At 53.2% G+C, this 15,676-nt stretch carries 18 protein-coding genes and 3 pseudogenes; 7 read left to right on the top strand and 14 right to left on the bottom strand.

Features of this window, described 5'->3' with window-relative positions; genetic code table 11:
• From ABJH13_RS15375 to ABJH13_RS15365, 3 genes and pseudogenes are all read left to right on the top strand, one after another.
• Positions 1-179 (top strand): IS3 family transposase (locus tag ABJH13_RS15375; protein WP_348407103.1); only part of this gene is annotated, 179 nt, incomplete at its 5' end.
• Positions 140-361: pseudogene (locus ABJH13_RS15370) on the top strand (transposase); the annotation flags it as partial. The gene ABJH13_RS15375 and the pseudogene ABJH13_RS15370, both read left to right, overlap by 40 nt.
• Positions 362-392: 31 nt before the next feature.
• Positions 393-521 (top strand): annotated as a pseudogene (locus tag ABJH13_RS15365) (IS3 family transposase); the annotation flags it as partial.
• A gap of 166 nt (positions 522-687) precedes the next feature.
• Here the strand turns inward: ABJH13_RS15365 and ABJH13_RS15360 are convergent.
• The 10 genes from ABJH13_RS15360 to ABJH13_RS15315 form a co-directional block, all read right to left on the bottom strand.
• On the bottom strand, positions 688-1,062 hold the full coding sequence (locus ABJH13_RS15360) for a hypothetical protein (RefSeq protein ID WP_348407100.1): 375 nt from the start codon (positions 1,060-1,062) through the stop codon (positions 688-690).
• On the bottom strand, positions 1,063-1,449 hold the full coding sequence (locus ABJH13_RS15355) for a response regulator (RefSeq protein ID WP_348407099.1): 387 nt from the start codon (positions 1,447-1,449) through the stop codon (positions 1,063-1,065).
• A gap of 2 nt (positions 1,450-1,451) precedes the next feature.
• The gene (locus ABJH13_RS15350; RefSeq protein ID WP_348407098.1) at positions 1,452-2,327 is read right to left on the bottom strand and encodes a protein-glutamate O-methyltransferase CheR; all 876 of its coding nucleotides are present in this window, start codon (positions 2,325-2,327) and stop codon (positions 1,452-1,454) included.
• Positions 2,327-2,785 (bottom strand): chemotaxis protein CheW, encoded by a 459-nt coding sequence (locus ABJH13_RS15345; protein ID WP_348407097.1) that lies wholly within the window; start codon positions 2,783-2,785, stop codon positions 2,327-2,329. Before ABJH13_RS15345 ends, ABJH13_RS15350 begins: the two co-directional genes overlap by 1 nt.
• Positions 2,782-5,025, bottom strand: a complete 2,244-nt coding sequence (locus ABJH13_RS15340) for a chemotaxis protein CheA (protein WP_348407096.1) — start codon at positions 5,023-5,025, stop codon at positions 2,782-2,784. Before ABJH13_RS15340 ends, ABJH13_RS15345 begins: the two co-directional genes overlap by 4 nt.
• Before the next feature lie 9 nt (positions 5,026-5,034).
• Positions 5,035-5,400, bottom strand: coding sequence for a response regulator (locus ABJH13_RS15335; protein ID WP_348407095.1), 366 nt, complete (start codon positions 5,398-5,400; stop codon positions 5,035-5,037).
• A complete protein-coding gene (locus ABJH13_RS15330) occupies positions 5,397-5,672 on the bottom strand; it encodes an STAS domain-containing protein (RefSeq protein WP_348407094.1) in 276 nt (91 codons plus the stop codon). The genes ABJH13_RS15335 and ABJH13_RS15330 overlap by 4 nt, the downstream gene beginning before the upstream one ends.
• 229 nt (positions 5,673-5,901) lie before the next feature.
• The gene (locus ABJH13_RS15325) at positions 5,902-6,984 is read right to left on the bottom strand and encodes a dihydropteroate synthase (protein WP_348407093.1); all 1,083 of its coding nucleotides are present in this window, start codon (positions 6,982-6,984) and stop codon (positions 5,902-5,904) included.
• Positions 6,985-6,999: 15 nt separating this feature from the next.
• Positions 7,000-7,926, bottom strand: a complete 927-nt coding sequence (locus ABJH13_RS15320; protein WP_348407092.1) for a methylenetetrahydrofolate reductase — start codon at positions 7,924-7,926, stop codon at positions 7,000-7,002.
• A gap of 48 nt (positions 7,927-7,974) precedes the next feature.
• On the bottom strand, positions 7,975-8,271 hold the full coding sequence (locus tag ABJH13_RS15315) for a virulence factor (protein ID WP_348407091.1): 297 nt from the start codon (positions 8,269-8,271) through the stop codon (positions 7,975-7,977).
• A 275-nt stretch (positions 8,272-8,546) separates the two neighbouring features.
• Between ABJH13_RS15315 and ABJH13_RS15310 the strand changes: the two genes are divergently transcribed.
• From ABJH13_RS15310 to ABJH13_RS15300, 3 genes are all read left to right on the top strand, one after another.
• Positions 8,547-9,662 (top strand): Ppx/GppA phosphatase family protein, encoded by a 1,116-nt coding sequence (locus tag ABJH13_RS15310; RefSeq protein WP_348407090.1) that lies wholly within the window; start codon positions 8,547-8,549, stop codon positions 9,660-9,662.
• Positions 9,662-10,384 carry an RlmE family RNA methyltransferase gene (locus ABJH13_RS15305; RefSeq protein WP_348407089.1) on the top strand — a complete coding sequence of 241 codons (723 nt, stop codon included), beginning with the start codon at positions 9,662-9,664 and terminating at the stop codon, positions 10,382-10,384. The genes ABJH13_RS15310 and ABJH13_RS15305 overlap by 1 nt, the downstream gene beginning before the upstream one ends.
• Positions 10,385-10,474: 90 nt before the next feature.
• On the top strand, positions 10,475-11,047 hold the full coding sequence (locus ABJH13_RS15300) for a hypothetical protein (RefSeq protein ID WP_348407088.1): 573 nt from the start codon (positions 10,475-10,477) through the stop codon (positions 11,045-11,047).
• Positions 11,048-11,435: 388 nt separating this feature from the next.
• On the opposite strand, the pseudogene ABJH13_RS15295 reads toward ABJH13_RS15300, so the two are convergent.
• Both ABJH13_RS15295 and ssb read right to left on the bottom strand, forming a co-directional pair.
• Positions 11,436-11,642: pseudogene (locus tag ABJH13_RS15295) on the bottom strand (IS21 family transposase); the annotation flags it as partial.
• 583 nt (positions 11,643-12,225) lie between these two features.
• Positions 12,226-12,738, bottom strand: coding sequence for a single-stranded DNA-binding protein (gene ssb, locus ABJH13_RS15290; protein WP_348407087.1), 513 nt, complete (start codon positions 12,736-12,738; stop codon positions 12,226-12,228).
• 252 nt (positions 12,739-12,990) lie between these two features.
• Between ssb and ABJH13_RS15285 the strand changes: the two genes are divergently transcribed.
• Positions 12,991-13,536: a lytic transglycosylase domain-containing protein gene (locus tag ABJH13_RS15285; RefSeq protein WP_348407086.1), complete on the top strand. Its 546-nt coding sequence runs from the start codon at positions 12,991-12,993 to the stop codon at positions 13,534-13,536.
• A 277-nt stretch (positions 13,537-13,813) separates the two neighbouring features.
• Here the strand turns inward: ABJH13_RS15285 and ABJH13_RS15280 are convergent, their stop codons facing one another.
• Together ABJH13_RS15280 and miaA are read right to left on the bottom strand one after the other, a co-directional pair.
• Positions 13,814-14,596, bottom strand: a complete 783-nt coding sequence (locus ABJH13_RS15280; RefSeq protein WP_348407085.1) for an AraC family transcriptional regulator — start codon at positions 14,594-14,596, stop codon at positions 13,814-13,816.
• 125 nt (positions 14,597-14,721) lie between these two features.
• On the bottom strand, positions 14,722-15,612 hold the full coding sequence (gene miaA / locus ABJH13_RS15275; protein WP_348407084.1) for a tRNA (adenosine(37)-N6)-dimethylallyltransferase MiaA: 891 nt from the start codon (positions 15,610-15,612) through the stop codon (positions 14,722-14,724).
• Positions 15,613-15,676: the final 64 nt, after the last annotated feature.

Below are 15,676 nucleotides of genomic sequence, written 5' to 3'. Positions count from 1 at the left end.
CGTTCTTCAAAACGATCAAGGCCGAACTGATCTGGCGACGGTCATGGGAAACACGCCGGCAAGCTGAGATGGCCATCTTCGAATACATCAACGGCTTCTACAATCCCAGACGGCGGCACAAAAGCGCGACAGGTCCAAAATGCAGAATGGGTTCGTGGAAAGCTTCAATGGCCGTATGAGAGATGAATGCCTCAATGAGCACCTGTTCGGCAGCCTGCGACATGCCCATAAACTGATCACTGCATGGCACATCGATTTTAACCACCACCGGCCACACACAAGCCTCGCTGGTCTGACACCAGCGGAATATGCTAACCGGTCAATAGAAGACCAAAACCTGAACAGAACTAACCTAAATTAGCGGACCCAATCGGGAGCAGGGCAATGCCTCATATATCTTCGAAACGATTGAGGAGGCACAGGATCAGGCGATTGAATGGCTCTGGACTTACAACAACGAGCGACCCAACATGGGCATCGGCGGGCTGACAACCGCCATGAAACTGAAAACAGCCGCGTGAATTCTACCGCTGTACCTCATTAAAAATGGGGGGATTACCCAGGGGGAAGAACGTTTGGGTAGTACCTCAAAAATGGGAGACTAAAGTCCAAGTAGAGAAAACCCAAATAAACGAATTCTACGAGGGGGAAGTTGTTTCCTGTAAGCTATACGCAACAGACGATGATCTAAAATAGATCAAAATCTTGTTCTCCATCGATTTCTGAGCCAAATGAATGAAAGGGTTTATCACCAATGAGCGCTTTCGTCACCTTTAGTTTTACCTTGCCACAAAAATAATTCAGAGTGCTTTCTTCGAGCGAAACAGTGTCTATTTCACTCATTGCTAATGTGAGTAAAGCCAAATCTTCTAAGGATTGCCGAAGGAAATCCAAATTCTGGAGATTTGATATCGTTTCTTGATCTAATGTTTCTCTGCTTCCAAGTGTCTTTCCAATCGTCTCCTCTAACAAGAACACTTGCTCGGCAAGACTATCTAAATGCGATGAAATTCGAAACTGTAATTTAGAGCTCGGTTCATCAACCGGATCAGATTCAGGCATCTATAGTCTACCAACTACAGCTTCGATGCAGTTTCGCAAGTCAGCATGCTCAAATGGTTTTTTTAGATAATTGTTCATGCCTAGCTTTTTCCCGTGGTCAATGATTTGTTGTTCTGCACGCCCTGTGATAAGAATGAAGCCAACGCCTTTTGTTTTTGCGCCACTACGAAGTTGATGTAGTAATTGAAGGCCATCCATTTGAGGCATATTATAGTCGGAAATCACCAGATGTGCGGGATGGCTCGCAAGGGTTTGCAAGGCATCTACTCCATTTTCCGCAGTTGATACATTTCGAATTCCAAATGCATCCAACGCCTGAGTGATCAAACCTCGGCTGGTAGACATGTCATCGACAACCATGATTCTAATTTGATCTCGCAGTGACATATTTAGTGTTCCTTTGACATTGCTGATGTAGTTGCATCAGTTCGCATGTATGCAGTTGGTCCTTCAGTGCTAAAGCCAACATTTTGAGGCTCTACTATTCGCTCCGAGTGGCCAAGAAAAAGATAACCCTTAGGTTTTAACGCTTGATGAAAACGAGGCCAAAGGTGACTTTGAGTTTCTGAATCAAAATAAATAACAACATTACGACAAAATATTACATCCATTTTTTGCTTCATGGGCCAGCTTGAAATCAAGTTCAACTCTCTAAATGATACTAGTTTTCGAACTTTTTCAATTGCTTGAAAGTGAATTTCTCCACCTTTTTCCTGGCTACTAAAGAAACGTTTTAGAAAACTTTCTGGAATTCCTGTAGTCAACCTCTCGGGGTAAGTAGAGTTCTGCGCAAACTCAATAACTTTAGGATCAATATCAGTCGCTAGTATCCGGAAATCTAGGTCGAGTATTTCTGGATTGCAATCTAAGGCTGTCATAGCGATGGAGAGCGCCTCCTGTCCATTCGAGCAGCCCGCCGACCAAATCCTAACTGATTGTCCAAGTTTTAGTTTGGGGATCAGATCATTGGTGAGTGTCGAACGCAGCACTTCAAAGTGATGGTTTTCACGGAAAAAGTGCGACACATTGGTAGTCAATGCAGATATCATATGCCGACGCTCATCGCGCCCTTGTTCTGAGCAAACAAATGAACTGTACTTTTCAAAGTCTGCAATGTCCAAAGCCCTAAGACGATGCCGCAGGCGGGATTGAATCATAGACATTTTCTCCGCTGCAAGTTGCAAACCGCACTCTCGATAAGCTAGTTGCGCTATAGCTTTGAAACTCGCCGGATCAATGTGTTTATCTTTGATGTTGGAGGTCATTACGCTGCATTGCTCTGAACAGAAACTACAATGGAGCTTAGATCTAGGACACGAATCATCCGCTCATCAATAAGTGTTAGAGAGCTGACCACGTTCGGTGCAGAGCTAGATTGCATTTCTGGCGGTGGTTGCAGATCGTCGTCGGTCAGTGCTATGATATCCGAAACTGCATCGACGAGTAGACCAGTCATGATGTCGTCATGGTTAACGACGATGATAACATTTCGCTCAGTTTGTTTTTGTGGCTTCAAACCTAAGCGCTCAGATAGATCCATAACGGGCAAAACAGTTCCACGTAGGTTAATCACTCCCTTCATGTAGCTCGGTGCATGAGGTAGTGGCGTGGTTCTAGTCCAACCTCGTATTTCTCTGACCGACATTATGTCAAGGGAATACTCTTGATCTGCAAGTTGGAAAGTTAGCAGCTCGATTGAGGTTGATGTTTCTTTTTCACTCATGCCGTCACTCCTAAGTTGGTTTGAGAACTAGAAACACCGGTTGCACCAATCGCATTCGTGATTATGTCCGATGTATCTAGAATTAAGGCGATTTGACCATCGCCCAGTATAGTTGCAGCAGCGATCCCTGGCGCTCGATAAAAACTATCGTCTAGGCCTTTGATCACAACTTGGCGCTGATCTTGTATGCTATCGATGATCAATGCAGCGCGACTGCCGTCCTCATGCGCAATCAGAAGTACAACGGAGCCTTCATAGTCTTCTACAGGCGCTCGGTATCCGAGTTCTTTAGCTAAATCGAACAAGGGGACAAACCCACTTCTAACTCGTACGACGTGTGCGCCGGGCTTCACCATTTCCACATCTTGATTTGTCAACGTGAGTGTCTCAATGACTACGTTTAATGGCAGAACGAGAGTCTCGTCCGCAACTTGGACTACCATCCCGTCAAGGACAGCAAGTGTTAACGGCAATGAAATCGAAAACGTCGTACCTTCACCGGGAGTTGATGAGATTGATATTCTCCCCCCCAATGCTTGGATTGAGGTGCGTACAACGTCCATTCCAACCCCTCGTCCTGAAAGGTCCGAAACAACGGTCGCTGTAGAGAAACCAGGAAGGAACAAGAGGTTATCGATTTCAGTATCGGAAAGAGTCGCCTCTGGAGATACCAGTCCCTTTTCTGTCGCGATCTGCAGAACTTTGGGGCGGTTGATGCCGCCACCGTCGTCTGACACTTCGATCACAACCCGTCCGGATCTATGTGCGGCACTTAAATTGACCCGACCTTGTTCTGGTTTGCCAGCCGCGACTCTATCTTCGGAGTTTTCTAATCCATGATCGACTGCATTTCGGATCATGTGCGTAAGAGGATCTGCAAGTCGTTCAATAACTGTTTTGTCGACCTCTGTGCCTTCGCCTTCGGTATGGAGCCGCACATCTTTGCCTACCGCAGCGGATGCTTCTCGCACGATTCTCGACATACGCTGGAAGAGCGATTTCACGGGTTGGGCTCGGATCATCATGACGCTATCTTGAATATCGCGAGTTAGTCGTTGGAACTCTTCCAAACCATTCATTGCATCTGAATGGGGTGACAAACCGGAACTCTCGAGACTTTGCGAAAGCATCGCTTGGTTGATTACCAACTCACCCACGAGATTAACGAGGCGTTCAATGCGATCTAAGTCAACACGAACAACCGATTTTGGAGCTGATGGGGGTTGGCTAGACTTAGCCGGTGCAGATTTGGGTTTTGCTTCAGGTGCTTGTTGTGTCGCCGAAGGTGGAGGTGGGGCATTGTTCATAGGTTTTGCCTCATTCGACGGGGGTTCGACTTTGGTGTCGGCGATATCGTTGCCTTTTTCAGGTGCAGGTATAGTTTCCGGTCCAGCTTCGGCCCCGGCTGGCGGAGCTAAGCCTTCAGCCGACTTTTTTTTAATGTCCAGACGGCAAAGTCCTTCGACAAATTCAAACGCTGCAGAAATTTCTGCTTCTTCTGCGGTGGTAACTAACTCAACAGTCCAAGCAAGGTATGAGTTTTCAGGCGCTAAATCTTTTAAGTCCGGCAACTCATCTAGGTTGCAAACCACACTGCATTCACCCAGCTCATCTAGGGCGCGCAACATATGAAACGGTTCGTTTCCAGTTTCGAACAGGTCATTATCGGGCTTGAATTCAACGACAAAGGTTGAGCTGTTATCTACAGCAATGCTGTCAAGAGGTGGGAGCCCAGTTCCGCTTTCGTCACTATCATCTCCGCCTAGATCAAGATCAAATGATAGGACGGCGGGTTGGAAGTTGATGTCTTCCTCTTCCGGTTCATCTTCTTCCTCGATACCAGCGGCACCCAAGATGCCGTTCAGAGATGTCAGAAGGTTTGCCGTTTCGGCTTCGGGAAGTGGACCATCATCGCGGCTGACACGGACAAGGTCGGACAAGTGATCCGCACACTGGAAATACACTTTGCGTGCTTCGGTGTCTGGCGACATGCGGCCAGAACGCACCTCATCGAGCACGGTTTCGAACCGATGCGCAAACCTTACAAGCGCCTCGAGACCAAACGCACCTGCCCCACCCTTTATAGAGTGAACTGCGCGAAATACGACGTTGATTGTTTCCGGATCATCATCGCCATCGTCGAGAGCCTGTAGGCCATCTTGAAGGGCTTCTAACAGTTCCTCGCATTCAATAAAGAATGACGCGCGGATTTCTGCCATTGGGTCGTTGGACTCGGACATGTTCGCTCCTTACCCTGCAACCATCTGCAGAGCTTTAATGAGCTTTGCAGGATCAAAAGGTTTAACAATCCACCCGGTCGCACCTGCTTCGCGGGCGCGGGCTTTGAGTTCGGGGGCTGCTTCTGTTGTTAGGACTAAAATTGGCGTTGCGCGGTGCTGGTCCTGTCCTCGTACCGCGTCAATGAACCCAAAACCGTCCATTCTGGGCATATTAATATCAGTAATGATCGCATCTGGGGCGATGCCATCAAGCACCTCGATCCCGTGCACACCATCGTCGGCGGTATGTACGGTAAAACCTGCGGGCAGCAATGCGAGACGGATCATGTCACGCATTGTGCGGCTGTCGTCTACTGCGAGGATTTCAAGGCTCATGTACGCCCCCGTGCAATGGTTTCAGGGGTCATGCCCATGACGCGCAGCTGATCAATGACACGATCAGAGGCATTAATTAAGGAAACTGATTTACCGGCAGCCACCGCGCTGGTCGCTGCAGCAAGAATAACTTGAAGACACAATGACCCAAAATGTTTGACTTCAGACAGATCCAATACGAGATCGCTGTCGACATGGTCTTTAAGCGTCGTTTTCAATTGTGAAGCAGCTGGTAGGTCAAGGCGAGCCGCAAGTAGAATCGGTTCACTCATAAGGCTCTCCCAGGGTTACAAATCGTTGCCGGTGCATCGTTCTCTCCACGCCATGTGTTGGTCGGATGAACTGGTTGTAGGGGGCAGTCCGTTAAGACGGGGTTACCTGCCGAAAAATTTTGCAATTGTTTGTGCCCGGCTGATCTCCATCCCCACAAAAGACCTCAAAAAACAAAAAAACCGGCCAATTATGACCGGTTTTTCTAATATTCAGACACGTTACACTGTGTCAGGCGCGACGGCGACGCCCGCCGGTACGCCCTGCGCGGCCCCGACCTTCTTGCCCCGGTTTGGGCGCAGTTTTATTAAATTCGATCCATGCGCTGCCGTGTGGATCATTGTCTGTCAGGAAGTTGGCTGCACGAATCGCTTCCATTTCTGTGCCCGGGCGCGGTTTGGTCGATCCAAGACCCGTCAGTTGGCAAAACAGTTCAGGATCGATCCCGTCCGGCACCACAATACCGGCCGCGGCCAGCTCAAGTTTTTTGGCCTCGATCTTGGCCGCAGACACTGGCAGCGTGATCGGGTTCATAATCGCCGACGTCATCCCGGCTTCCATCGCCATAGGCAGGAAGGCGTTGTTAACACCGTGACGGTTGGGCAGGCCAAAAGAGATATTGGATGCGCCACAGGTGGTATTCACACCCAGTTCTTCCCGAAGACGCCGGACCAACGTAAACACCTGGTTCCCTGCTGTTGCCATGGCCCCAATCGGCATTACCAGCGGATCAACGACTATATCATGTGCAGGGATGCCAAAATCGGCGGCACGCTCGACGATCTTTTTCGCAACAGCAAAACGCACATCGGGGTCTTCGGAAATACCGGTGTCGTCGTTCGAAATAGCAACGACGGGCACATTATATTTCTTGACCAAAGGCAAAACCAGATCAAGGCGCTCTTCTTCACCGGTCACCGAATTCAGCAGTGGGCGCCCCTCACAGGCGGCGAGCCCCGATTCCAACGCCCCCGGCACCGAACTATCGATGCACAACGGCACATCAACAACCGCCTGCACCCGCTCGATCAATTCCTTCATCAACGGCGGTTCAACAAAATTATTGTCGGCATAGCGCGTATCTTCGGCCATTTTATTGGTGAACACCGCACCCGAATTCACATCCAGTATCGTGGCACCTGCTGCCGCTTGCGCCAAAGCGTCGGCCTCTACGGTCGAAAAATCACCCGCTTCCAGTTCTAGTGCCAGCTTTTTGCGGCCCGTCGGGTTGATCCGCTCGCCGATCACGCAAAAGGGCTGATCAAAGCCGATGATCGCTGTTTTGGTTTTGGATTCGACAATGGTGCGGGTCATTCAAATATCCTTGGGTCAGGTGTTGGCAGAGGCCATCGCGGCCCCACTGTTCTGGGTCGCCCATGTGGCGTTGGTCTTGATACCGCCCAGCGGGAAGAAATGCACGTTGGTGACGTTAAACTCTGTATGTGCGGCCTTATGTGCGGCCAATGCGCTGACAACCTGCGTGGGCTCGTAGGGTAGCAGCAATTTTGTCACATCCATGGCGCGTTTTTGCAACACTTTCAACGATGGGCCAACCCCGCACGCAATGGCGAATTTAATCAACGTCTGTAATTTGGCCGGACCGGCAACACCAATATGCACGGGCAGGGTGATGCCTTGCGCGGCCAGATCATCGGCCCATTCAATAATAGGATCGGCATCAAACGCAAATTGCGTGGCAATCGCCATTTGCGCATCGGTGCGGGTTTGGAACTCGTTTTTCCAGTGCAACGCGGCGGTCACGTTGGTCATGGACCCGTCTGTGTCAATGTCGCGGTTGCCTTCGGGGTGACCGGCCACATGCAACCGCTCGAACCCGGCGTGATCAAACAATCCGGTTTCCATCAATTGCATCGAGCTGTCGAAATCACCGTGCGGGGCAGACACGCCGCCTGCCAACAAAAGCGCCTGCTTGACGTCGGCCTCACCTTGATACCGCGCGATCCAATCGGCCAGCGTGGTTTTGTCTTTGATGATGCGCGCGGGGAAATGCGGCATAACGGGGAACCCATCCGCGTGCAGCCGTTTGGCGGTGGCCACCATGTCGTCTATTGGAGTGCCTTCGATGTGGGCGATGTAAACGCGCGTGCCAGCGGGCAACAGATCGCGGAAATTCTCGACTTTTTCGGCGGTGCGCGGCATGACTTCTATAGAATAGTCTTGCAACAGCGCCTGGACCTGGGGCGTGCCGGGGGGGCGTGGGCTGGTGCCCTTCTTTTTGAAGTTCAGCAAAGCCATCAGGCGGTCCTTTCGGATAAGAAATGGGTCGAAAAAACGGGGCAGGGGTTAGGCCCAGCCATCTGTGCTGATCAAGGCCTTGATCCGGTCGCGGTCGTATTCCGCATCCAAACGGGCGGCCTGCGTGTCGGCAATCTCTTCTGGGTCGCCCTCGACGGCAAAAGGGGCCGCTTTGCGCCATTCGGCCAAATAGGCGTCGCTGTCACCTGCACCGACCTTCATGGCAACCCGGTCAATGGCTTGCTCAAACCGCTCGGGCAGTGGTCGTTTAGACCCCCGGCGCCCTTTGCCCACAATCACCTGGGCCGGAATATCGCGCCAATATACTATCGTAACATCAGGCATCGGCTGAGTCCCCTTGATCTGTTGTTGCCTGTCTAACGGGTCATAGCCCGTTCCCAAGGCCGTTTTTCGACGAAACACCCACCGTCCGCGACCTCTGTAATATATCGCAAACCGACATGGTCCACGAGGGGCAGGGGTCGCCATAATCCTCATGATGACCGTGAGCCGCACTGATATCGCCGCCGCAACGACATTATAACAACGCACGACCAGCGCTTGCGCCAGCGCGCATGTCAGACTACTCTTATAGCAACTCGAAATGAAAGGCGCATAAGATGGCGCCACAGCGTCCCAAAGGTGCGGGCGCGCTCGAAAAAACGTCGGCTCTGAGCCCCGCGCCAGTTCGGCCCCGATCCAACGAGCTTTATGCCGCGTTGGATTTGGGAACCAATAGCTGCCGTATGTTGATCGCCCAACCCAAAGGGGCCGGTTTTCATGTGGTGGATAGTTTCTCGAAGTCTGTGCAATTGGGCGCAGGGCTCGAGAAAACCGGGCGATTGTCGCGCGGATCAATGGCGCGCACCATTCAGGCGCTTCGAATTTGCCAGCAAAAACTGCGCCGCAACAAAGTGCGCCGTATGCGGCTGGTGGCAACCGAAGCCTGCCGTCGCGCGTTGAATTCCGACGATTTCCTGCGGCGTGTGCACCGCGAGACGGGGCTGCGGTTGGACATTATCAAACCGCAAGAAGAAGCGCAGCTTGCGGTGATTTCCTGCGGTCCTCTGGTCAGTCGCACCACCGAAAACCTGCTGGTCGTGGATATTGGCGGTGGTTCCACCGAATTGGTGTGGATCGATCTCAAAGATGTACCGTCGCACGACCGGCCCCATGCCATCATGCGATTGCACAGCGGGTTTCAACAGGCGGTGTCGGATTTGCCGGCCGCACGGGTCGTCGACTGGATTTCGGTGCCTTTGGGGGTTGCGACCCTGCGGGACCAGTTTAGCGACGTCGAAGATGATGCGGCGCGTTTTGCCTTGATGAGCTGGTTTTTCGAGGAAAACCTCGCAGACTTCGCGCCCTACCACGATACGCAACCCCATGCAAAATTCCAGATCGTTGGAACATCCGGCACAGTTACGACTGTCGCTGCCAGCCATCTCGGGCTAAAGCGCTACGACCGGACCAAGGTTGACGGGCTGCATATGACGTCCGACGAAATCGACAGGGTGATCCGGTCGTATTTGGCGTTGGGCCCTGCGGGGCGGCGGGCGGATCCGCGGATTGGCCAAGACCGGCAGGCCTTGATTATGTCGGGGTCGGCCATTTTGCAGGCGTTGATGCGGTGCTGGCCAACAGATAGGTTGTCGGTCGCCGACCGGGGCCTTCGCGAAGGACTGCTCTATGCGCAGATGAGCGCAGACGGCGTATTAGAAGAGGAAGCGATCTGATGGGCAAGACCCCCCGTGGTACGAACACGTCCGGGCGTGGCCAGCGTGAGTTGAAGGTCAAGGTAAAGTCCGCGCGCGGGCGCAAGCTGAGCTCGACCAGATGGTTGCAACGCCAGCTGAACGACCCGTATGTGAAGCGCGCCAAAGCCGAAGGGTACCGGGGCAGGGCGGCGTTTAAGATCATGGAGTTAGACGACAAATACCGGTTCTTGGTTCCGGGCGCGCGGGTCGTGGATCTGGGGGCCGCACCCGGTGGCTGGTGCCAGATCGCCGTCAAACGGGTGAACGCGCTTGGCGAAAAATCAGGCAAGGCGGTCGGGACAATTCTGGGTGTCGACTTGCAAGACATGGAACCCATCGCAGGGTGCGACCTACATCAGTTGGATTTCATGCAAGATGACGCAGATCTGCAAGTGAAGGACTGGCTTGGTGGTAAGGCAGACGTTGTGATGTCTGACATGGCGGCCAGTAGCTCGGGCCACAAACAGACCGACCATTTGCGCATCATTGCGCTCTGTGAGGCGGCTGCATATTTCGCCTTTGACGTTTTGGATGATGGCGGCACGTTCATTGCCAAAGTGCTGGCGGGGGGGGCCGAAGGTGAATTGCAAAAGCTGCTAAAGCAACGATTCGCCAAGGTTGCGAATATAAAACCGCCTGCATCGCGGTCAGATAGTTCCGAAAAATTTGTTGTGGCAACAGGGTTTCTGGGCGCGGAGTAGAATTTTACCAATCGTTAAAGGAGTTGCGGGATACCATTAAAGACCTGAGCTTCGGCTTAGTGCTTTTTGTGTAATAAAAGGACACTCTAAATGATCCGTAGCTTTGTTTTGGCAATCCCACTTTTGATTTTGGCGACTATTGCGAGCGCCGTTGACGCGCCCCCTTCGATGAAGGCCTTTGTGGAAACTGAAATTATGAGCTGGGCTGCGAGCCCAGAGGTGATTGAAGCGGTAAAGGCGAAGAACGAAAAGACCGCCGGCTTCACAGAAGATGACATCCTAAAGCTTGATACACAGTGGCGCGGCGAGGTTGGTCAAGCGGATCAGCCCTTGATTGGCGAGGTGATGAACAACGACCTGTCCACATTCCTGTCGGAACATGTCGCGGCCTCTGGTGGGCAAATCACGGAACTGTTTGTTATGAACGCTCAGGGTCTGAACGTAGGCGCCAGCGATGTGACGTCTGACTATTGGCAGGGCGACGAAGACAAACACGCCAAGACCTACGGTGTTGGGCCGGGCGAAATTTTTGTCGATGCCATCGAATTTGACGAAAGCTCGCAAACCTACCAAGGCCAAGTGTCAGTGTCATTGACTGATCCCGATACCGGGGCTGTGGTCGGCGCGATGACAATTGGCCTAAATGCAGAAGCGTTCTTTTAAGAGAGCGTTCTGTCCACCAACAGTGGACCGGCCAAAAGTTCCGAAAAAAGGATCATCCAGCATAGTCAGGGTGATCCTTTTAGATGTGGGCACGAAGCTTGCAAACCCGTTTTGTGAAGCGGCACCATCCAACTGTACGGTGTAGGTTCGATTGATCTCAAATGCATCATTTTGCATTTATTGACAAAATTTACAAAAAATATATATAGAACAGATGCTTGCGGAGTTATAGGTCCTGTTATGTGTCAATAGCCGAGACGCTCTGTAAAGGCCAGTCTGACTGAATGCAGGTTCCGGTCAGTTTCCCGCAATATTCATCCGCTCACGTTCCAGCGTTCCGATCTTTCACTCATTGGCTGCGATGGTGGCGCTTTTGCCTGCCTCGCCGATAGGCCCGGATGTAACGTGTATCGCTGCGCGGCAGATCAAACGCAAAGAAGCATGCCTTTTGTGTGACCCTGCCGATAATAACCAACGCTTCGCCAAAGTCCGTCTGCCCATGCCCTGGGAGATGGCTCAATGGAACAAATATCTCCCGTGAGCCGCGTTTTTGTGCACGAACATAGTCTTTGACAATCATGTAGCCACCAACATAGGCGCGTCTTGCTCCGCCGATGATATATTGATGTGAATTCAGACGAACATTAAGCTTAAGAATGAGTATGTAACGGCGTTGGGCCGACAGTAATTAAACCAAATTGATGAAACCGCTATACATCTATGGGCTGATTGCCATGAGCGCCGAAGAAGCGTTCCACTACATTAAGAGGGACAACAAGTGCCGTGGTCTCTTTGTGCTTGCTTGATAGCGAGGCGGTCGATTTGGTGGGACTGGATGGCGAAGTAGCAAGCAGTATTGCAATCACTTCGGTACCAGAAGGGCATAGCGTCTGAAGAGATGGGGTGAACCTATTGTGTATCAAAACTGCATTAGCCAGAAACGCTACGATATTTGTGGTCTTTGCATTTCTGGGCAATGCTACCCGGAGCGCTTAACTTGGGCGGTGACCGACCTACTGACACACATATCCGTATGAGGTTGAGTAGTCAAAAGTCTATACTTTTTATTGTTTCTGAATTCCGGATGGAAATTGATTCGGGAATCGACAGAAAATGTAAAAAAGTACGAATCACATAGCGTTATTCATACAAATCTACATTTTCAGAGTTTGTTACGTTCAGAACGGGATTTCGTCGTCGATGTCTCGTGATGGGGAGGGACTGTTGGATCCGCCGCCACCGTAGCTATCACTGCCGCCGCCATAGTTGTCGCCACCACGATCATCGTATCCCATGGATCCGCCACCGCCTCCACCGCCGCCCATGCTGCCGCCGCCATCGCGACCATCGAGCATGGTCAACGTGCCGCCAAAGCCTTGCAAAACAACTTCGGTGGAATACCGATCCTGACCGGATTGATCTTGCCACTTGCGCGTTTGCAATTGGCCTTCGATGTAAACCTTGGAACCTTTACGCAGGTATTGTTCTGCGATCCGCACCAGACCTTCTTGGAAAATCGCAACTGAATGCCATTCCGTCCGTTCGCGGCGCTCGCCGGTGTTGCGGTCTTTCCAATTCTCTGATGTCGCAATCCGTAGGTTGCACACCTTTCCGCCGTTTTGAAAACTGCGCACTTCGGGGTCGCGCCCGAGATTGCCGATGAGAATTACCTTGTTCACTGAGCCGGCCATCGCGTCCCCCTTAAAAGTGTTCTGGTCGTGTGGATTCGCAGGGTGCGAATCTTGTCCCACGTAATTTGACTAAACCTACACTGACGGCAAGATGCTTTCCACGGATTTGAAACCTTGGGTTGAACGAACAGACGCGGGTCAGCAAAAGACTGGAACGAGCCGCGAAATCAGTATATCTCGCTGCGTATGGTATACTGTGTCACATCGTGGTTTAGGGTTTGGGGCAGCGCAGCGGCGGTGTCGGTTTTGGCGATGACGGCCGTGCCTGTCGATGCGCAGACCGTGTCGACCAAAAGCCGCACGTCGCTTTTTAACTCGCAAACAAAGATCCTCGATACGCGCGCGGCCCGCCAATATAACAACTCGGTCCGGCTGCAGCCGCCCACCGTGTTTACGCCCAGCAAATGGAACACGCCGCAATACGACGGTAAATATCAGGGTGCGTTTTTGCAGATGGCCCGCGAGGCGGCTCAAAAACACGATGTGCCCGAAGACCTGTTTTTGCGTTTGATTCAGCAGGAATCAAACTGGAACCCGGCTGCGAAATCGCACAAAGGGGCGCTGGGTTTGGCGCAGCTGATGCCTGCCACCGCGCGCAGTTTGCGGGTGGATCCGCTGGATCCGCGCGAAAACCTTGAAGGCGGCGCGCGCTACCTCAAGCAACAATATCAGACGTTTGGCACATGGCGGCTGGCGCTGGCGGCTTATAATGCGGGCCCGGGTGCGGTGAAAAAATATGGCGATGTGCCGCCCTTCCGCGAGACCCGAAATTACGTGAAAGTCATCAGCGGGCGGTAGACGGCGCCCTGTGTTGTATGACCGATCCAAGCGAAATCTTGTGTTTGTTGGGTAAGGCCCTGATTTTTCGGTGTGATAACCCAGGAGCCTATTGCGTCCCGGCCCGATAAATCCCGTTTTTCCGTGATCCTTTGAGAACCAAATCGGCATCGCCGCTGTTCTGGCCATATCATAGCGCCGCATCCCGACGGCTTACCAAATACTTGAATATGACGGGTGCGGCGCAGGCCTAGAGGCGCGCCCGCACATAGCCCCCCATACCTGACGGGCAGGCGGGTTAAGCCGCCTGCAACGCCATCGCAGAGGCGCGACGCAGGGCCGTTGGTGTTGCGCGGGTGTGATGCTGCATAAACCGGGTGAAATAGGCCGCGCTGCCAAACCCAAGGTGGCGTGCGATATCTTGGGCGGGCACGTCGGTGCCTGTCAGCAAACAGCGCGCTTCAAACAACACACGTTCCGTCAATAATTCTGCCGCGGTTTTGCCGGTCGCGGCCTTGCAGGCCCGTGTCAGATGCGTGGGCGTTACCCCTAGGCTTTGCGCGTGGTCAGACATTGTCATGGGGGTGGCGTAATTTGCGTTGATATGCGCGCAATAGGCGCCACACAGGCGGGCTGCGGCGTTGCGCCGAGTTGGTGCGTGTTCTTCCAGCGCCAGTTGTCGTTGCATCCAAACCGAAATCAGCGCGCCAAAGGCGTCCATGGATTGTTCGCACAGGGTGCGGCCACTTTCCTGTTCGCGCCCGGCGGCTTCGATCAACGTCGCCAGTTCTTTCATCGCGACAGAATCGCGAATGCGCAGCAGCCGTGGGATCTGTGGCATCAACAGTTGGGTGTCTTGCGGGATCGCAACAACTTGCCCGATCGCCTGCCGCCCCAGATCCAGCGCAAAAAGATTGCAGGCGGGGATGATCAACGCATTATGGGTGCCCACACCGCGCCGTTGACCATCCATCAAAATCCGCCCCTGACCGCGCGTCACCCAAATAAGCAGGTGGTCAGAGTGGTCATGGGGCAATGCCAACCGCCAGTCTTGTCCCTGGCTGAGTTGTGGCAAAGTCATAATTGTTGGTCGATTCAGTGACATGAGGCCCCCACTTGTTTCGATCGACGGTATTTTATTTAAATTACCGTAGTCTTAACGCGAAAGCAGGTCAGCCCGGTCAGGTATTCGTGGCGCCCATCGGCTTACTGGGGTGAAAATTTACGCCATTGCGACATCTTTGAGCGGAACCACGTGCGCTGACGTTTGGCAAATTGACGGGTCGCAATGATCGCCCGTTCGCGGGCCTCGGGCAGGGTCATATCACCGCGCAGATGCGCGATCAGCTCGGGCGCGCCGATGGCGCGGTGGGCGGGCAGGGAAGGGTCGTAGGTGGGCAGCACAGTGCGCGCCTCGTCCAGTGCGCCTGCCGCCAACATCAGGTCAAACCGGCGTTCGATGCGGTCGTTCAACCAATCCCGCGGGGTGTCAAAGACAATCGGTTGCGCGTGATTTGTGGCTAACATCGGCGTGCCCGTGTCAGCTTGCCAATCCGTCAGGTTGCGACCGGTGGCGTGCTGGACCTCCCATGCACGCTGAACCCGCGCGCGGTTGGCTGTGTCGATTCGATCGATGGTTTCGGGGTCCAGTTGCGCCAACATATCGCCCAGCGACAACGCGTCGCCGCGTGCACGAACCGCAGGCGGCGTGGCAGGAATATCAGCAAGTCCCTGCGTCAGCGCCATAAAATACAGCCCTGTCCCGCCCACAATAATCGGGCGCGGCCCGGCTTCTAGCAGGGGGCGCAGCTCGCGCAGCCAATGCCCTACGGAATAGGGCGCATCTGCGGGCAGGTGACCGTATAAATGATGCGGCACACCCTCCATTTCATCCTGCGTGGGCCGGGCGGTCAGCGTCTGCCAGCAATCATAGACCTGACTGGCGTCGGCGTTCACGATCACGCCGCCCTGACGTTGCGCGATAGCCAGCGCCAACGCTGATTTGCCCGACGCCGTCGGCCCCGCGATCAGCACTGGCGCCAGCGGACAAAGCCTCGCGATCAGCGCGTCCGGGTCGGTGAAAAGGTCGCCGGTCATTTATTCTGCCATCCTGCGCCGGTGTGCATTGAAGTCCGGCTGCTTTTCCGACATTTTGCGCGCA

Origin of the sequence: Roseobacter sp., assembly GCF_039970775.1 — a bacterium.
Lineage (GTDB): Bacteria > Pseudomonadota > Alphaproteobacteria > Rhodobacterales > Rhodobacteraceae > Roseobacter.
Note: the sequence above shows the minus strand (reverse complement) of the source record. Positions and strands in the feature narration are given on the sequence as shown.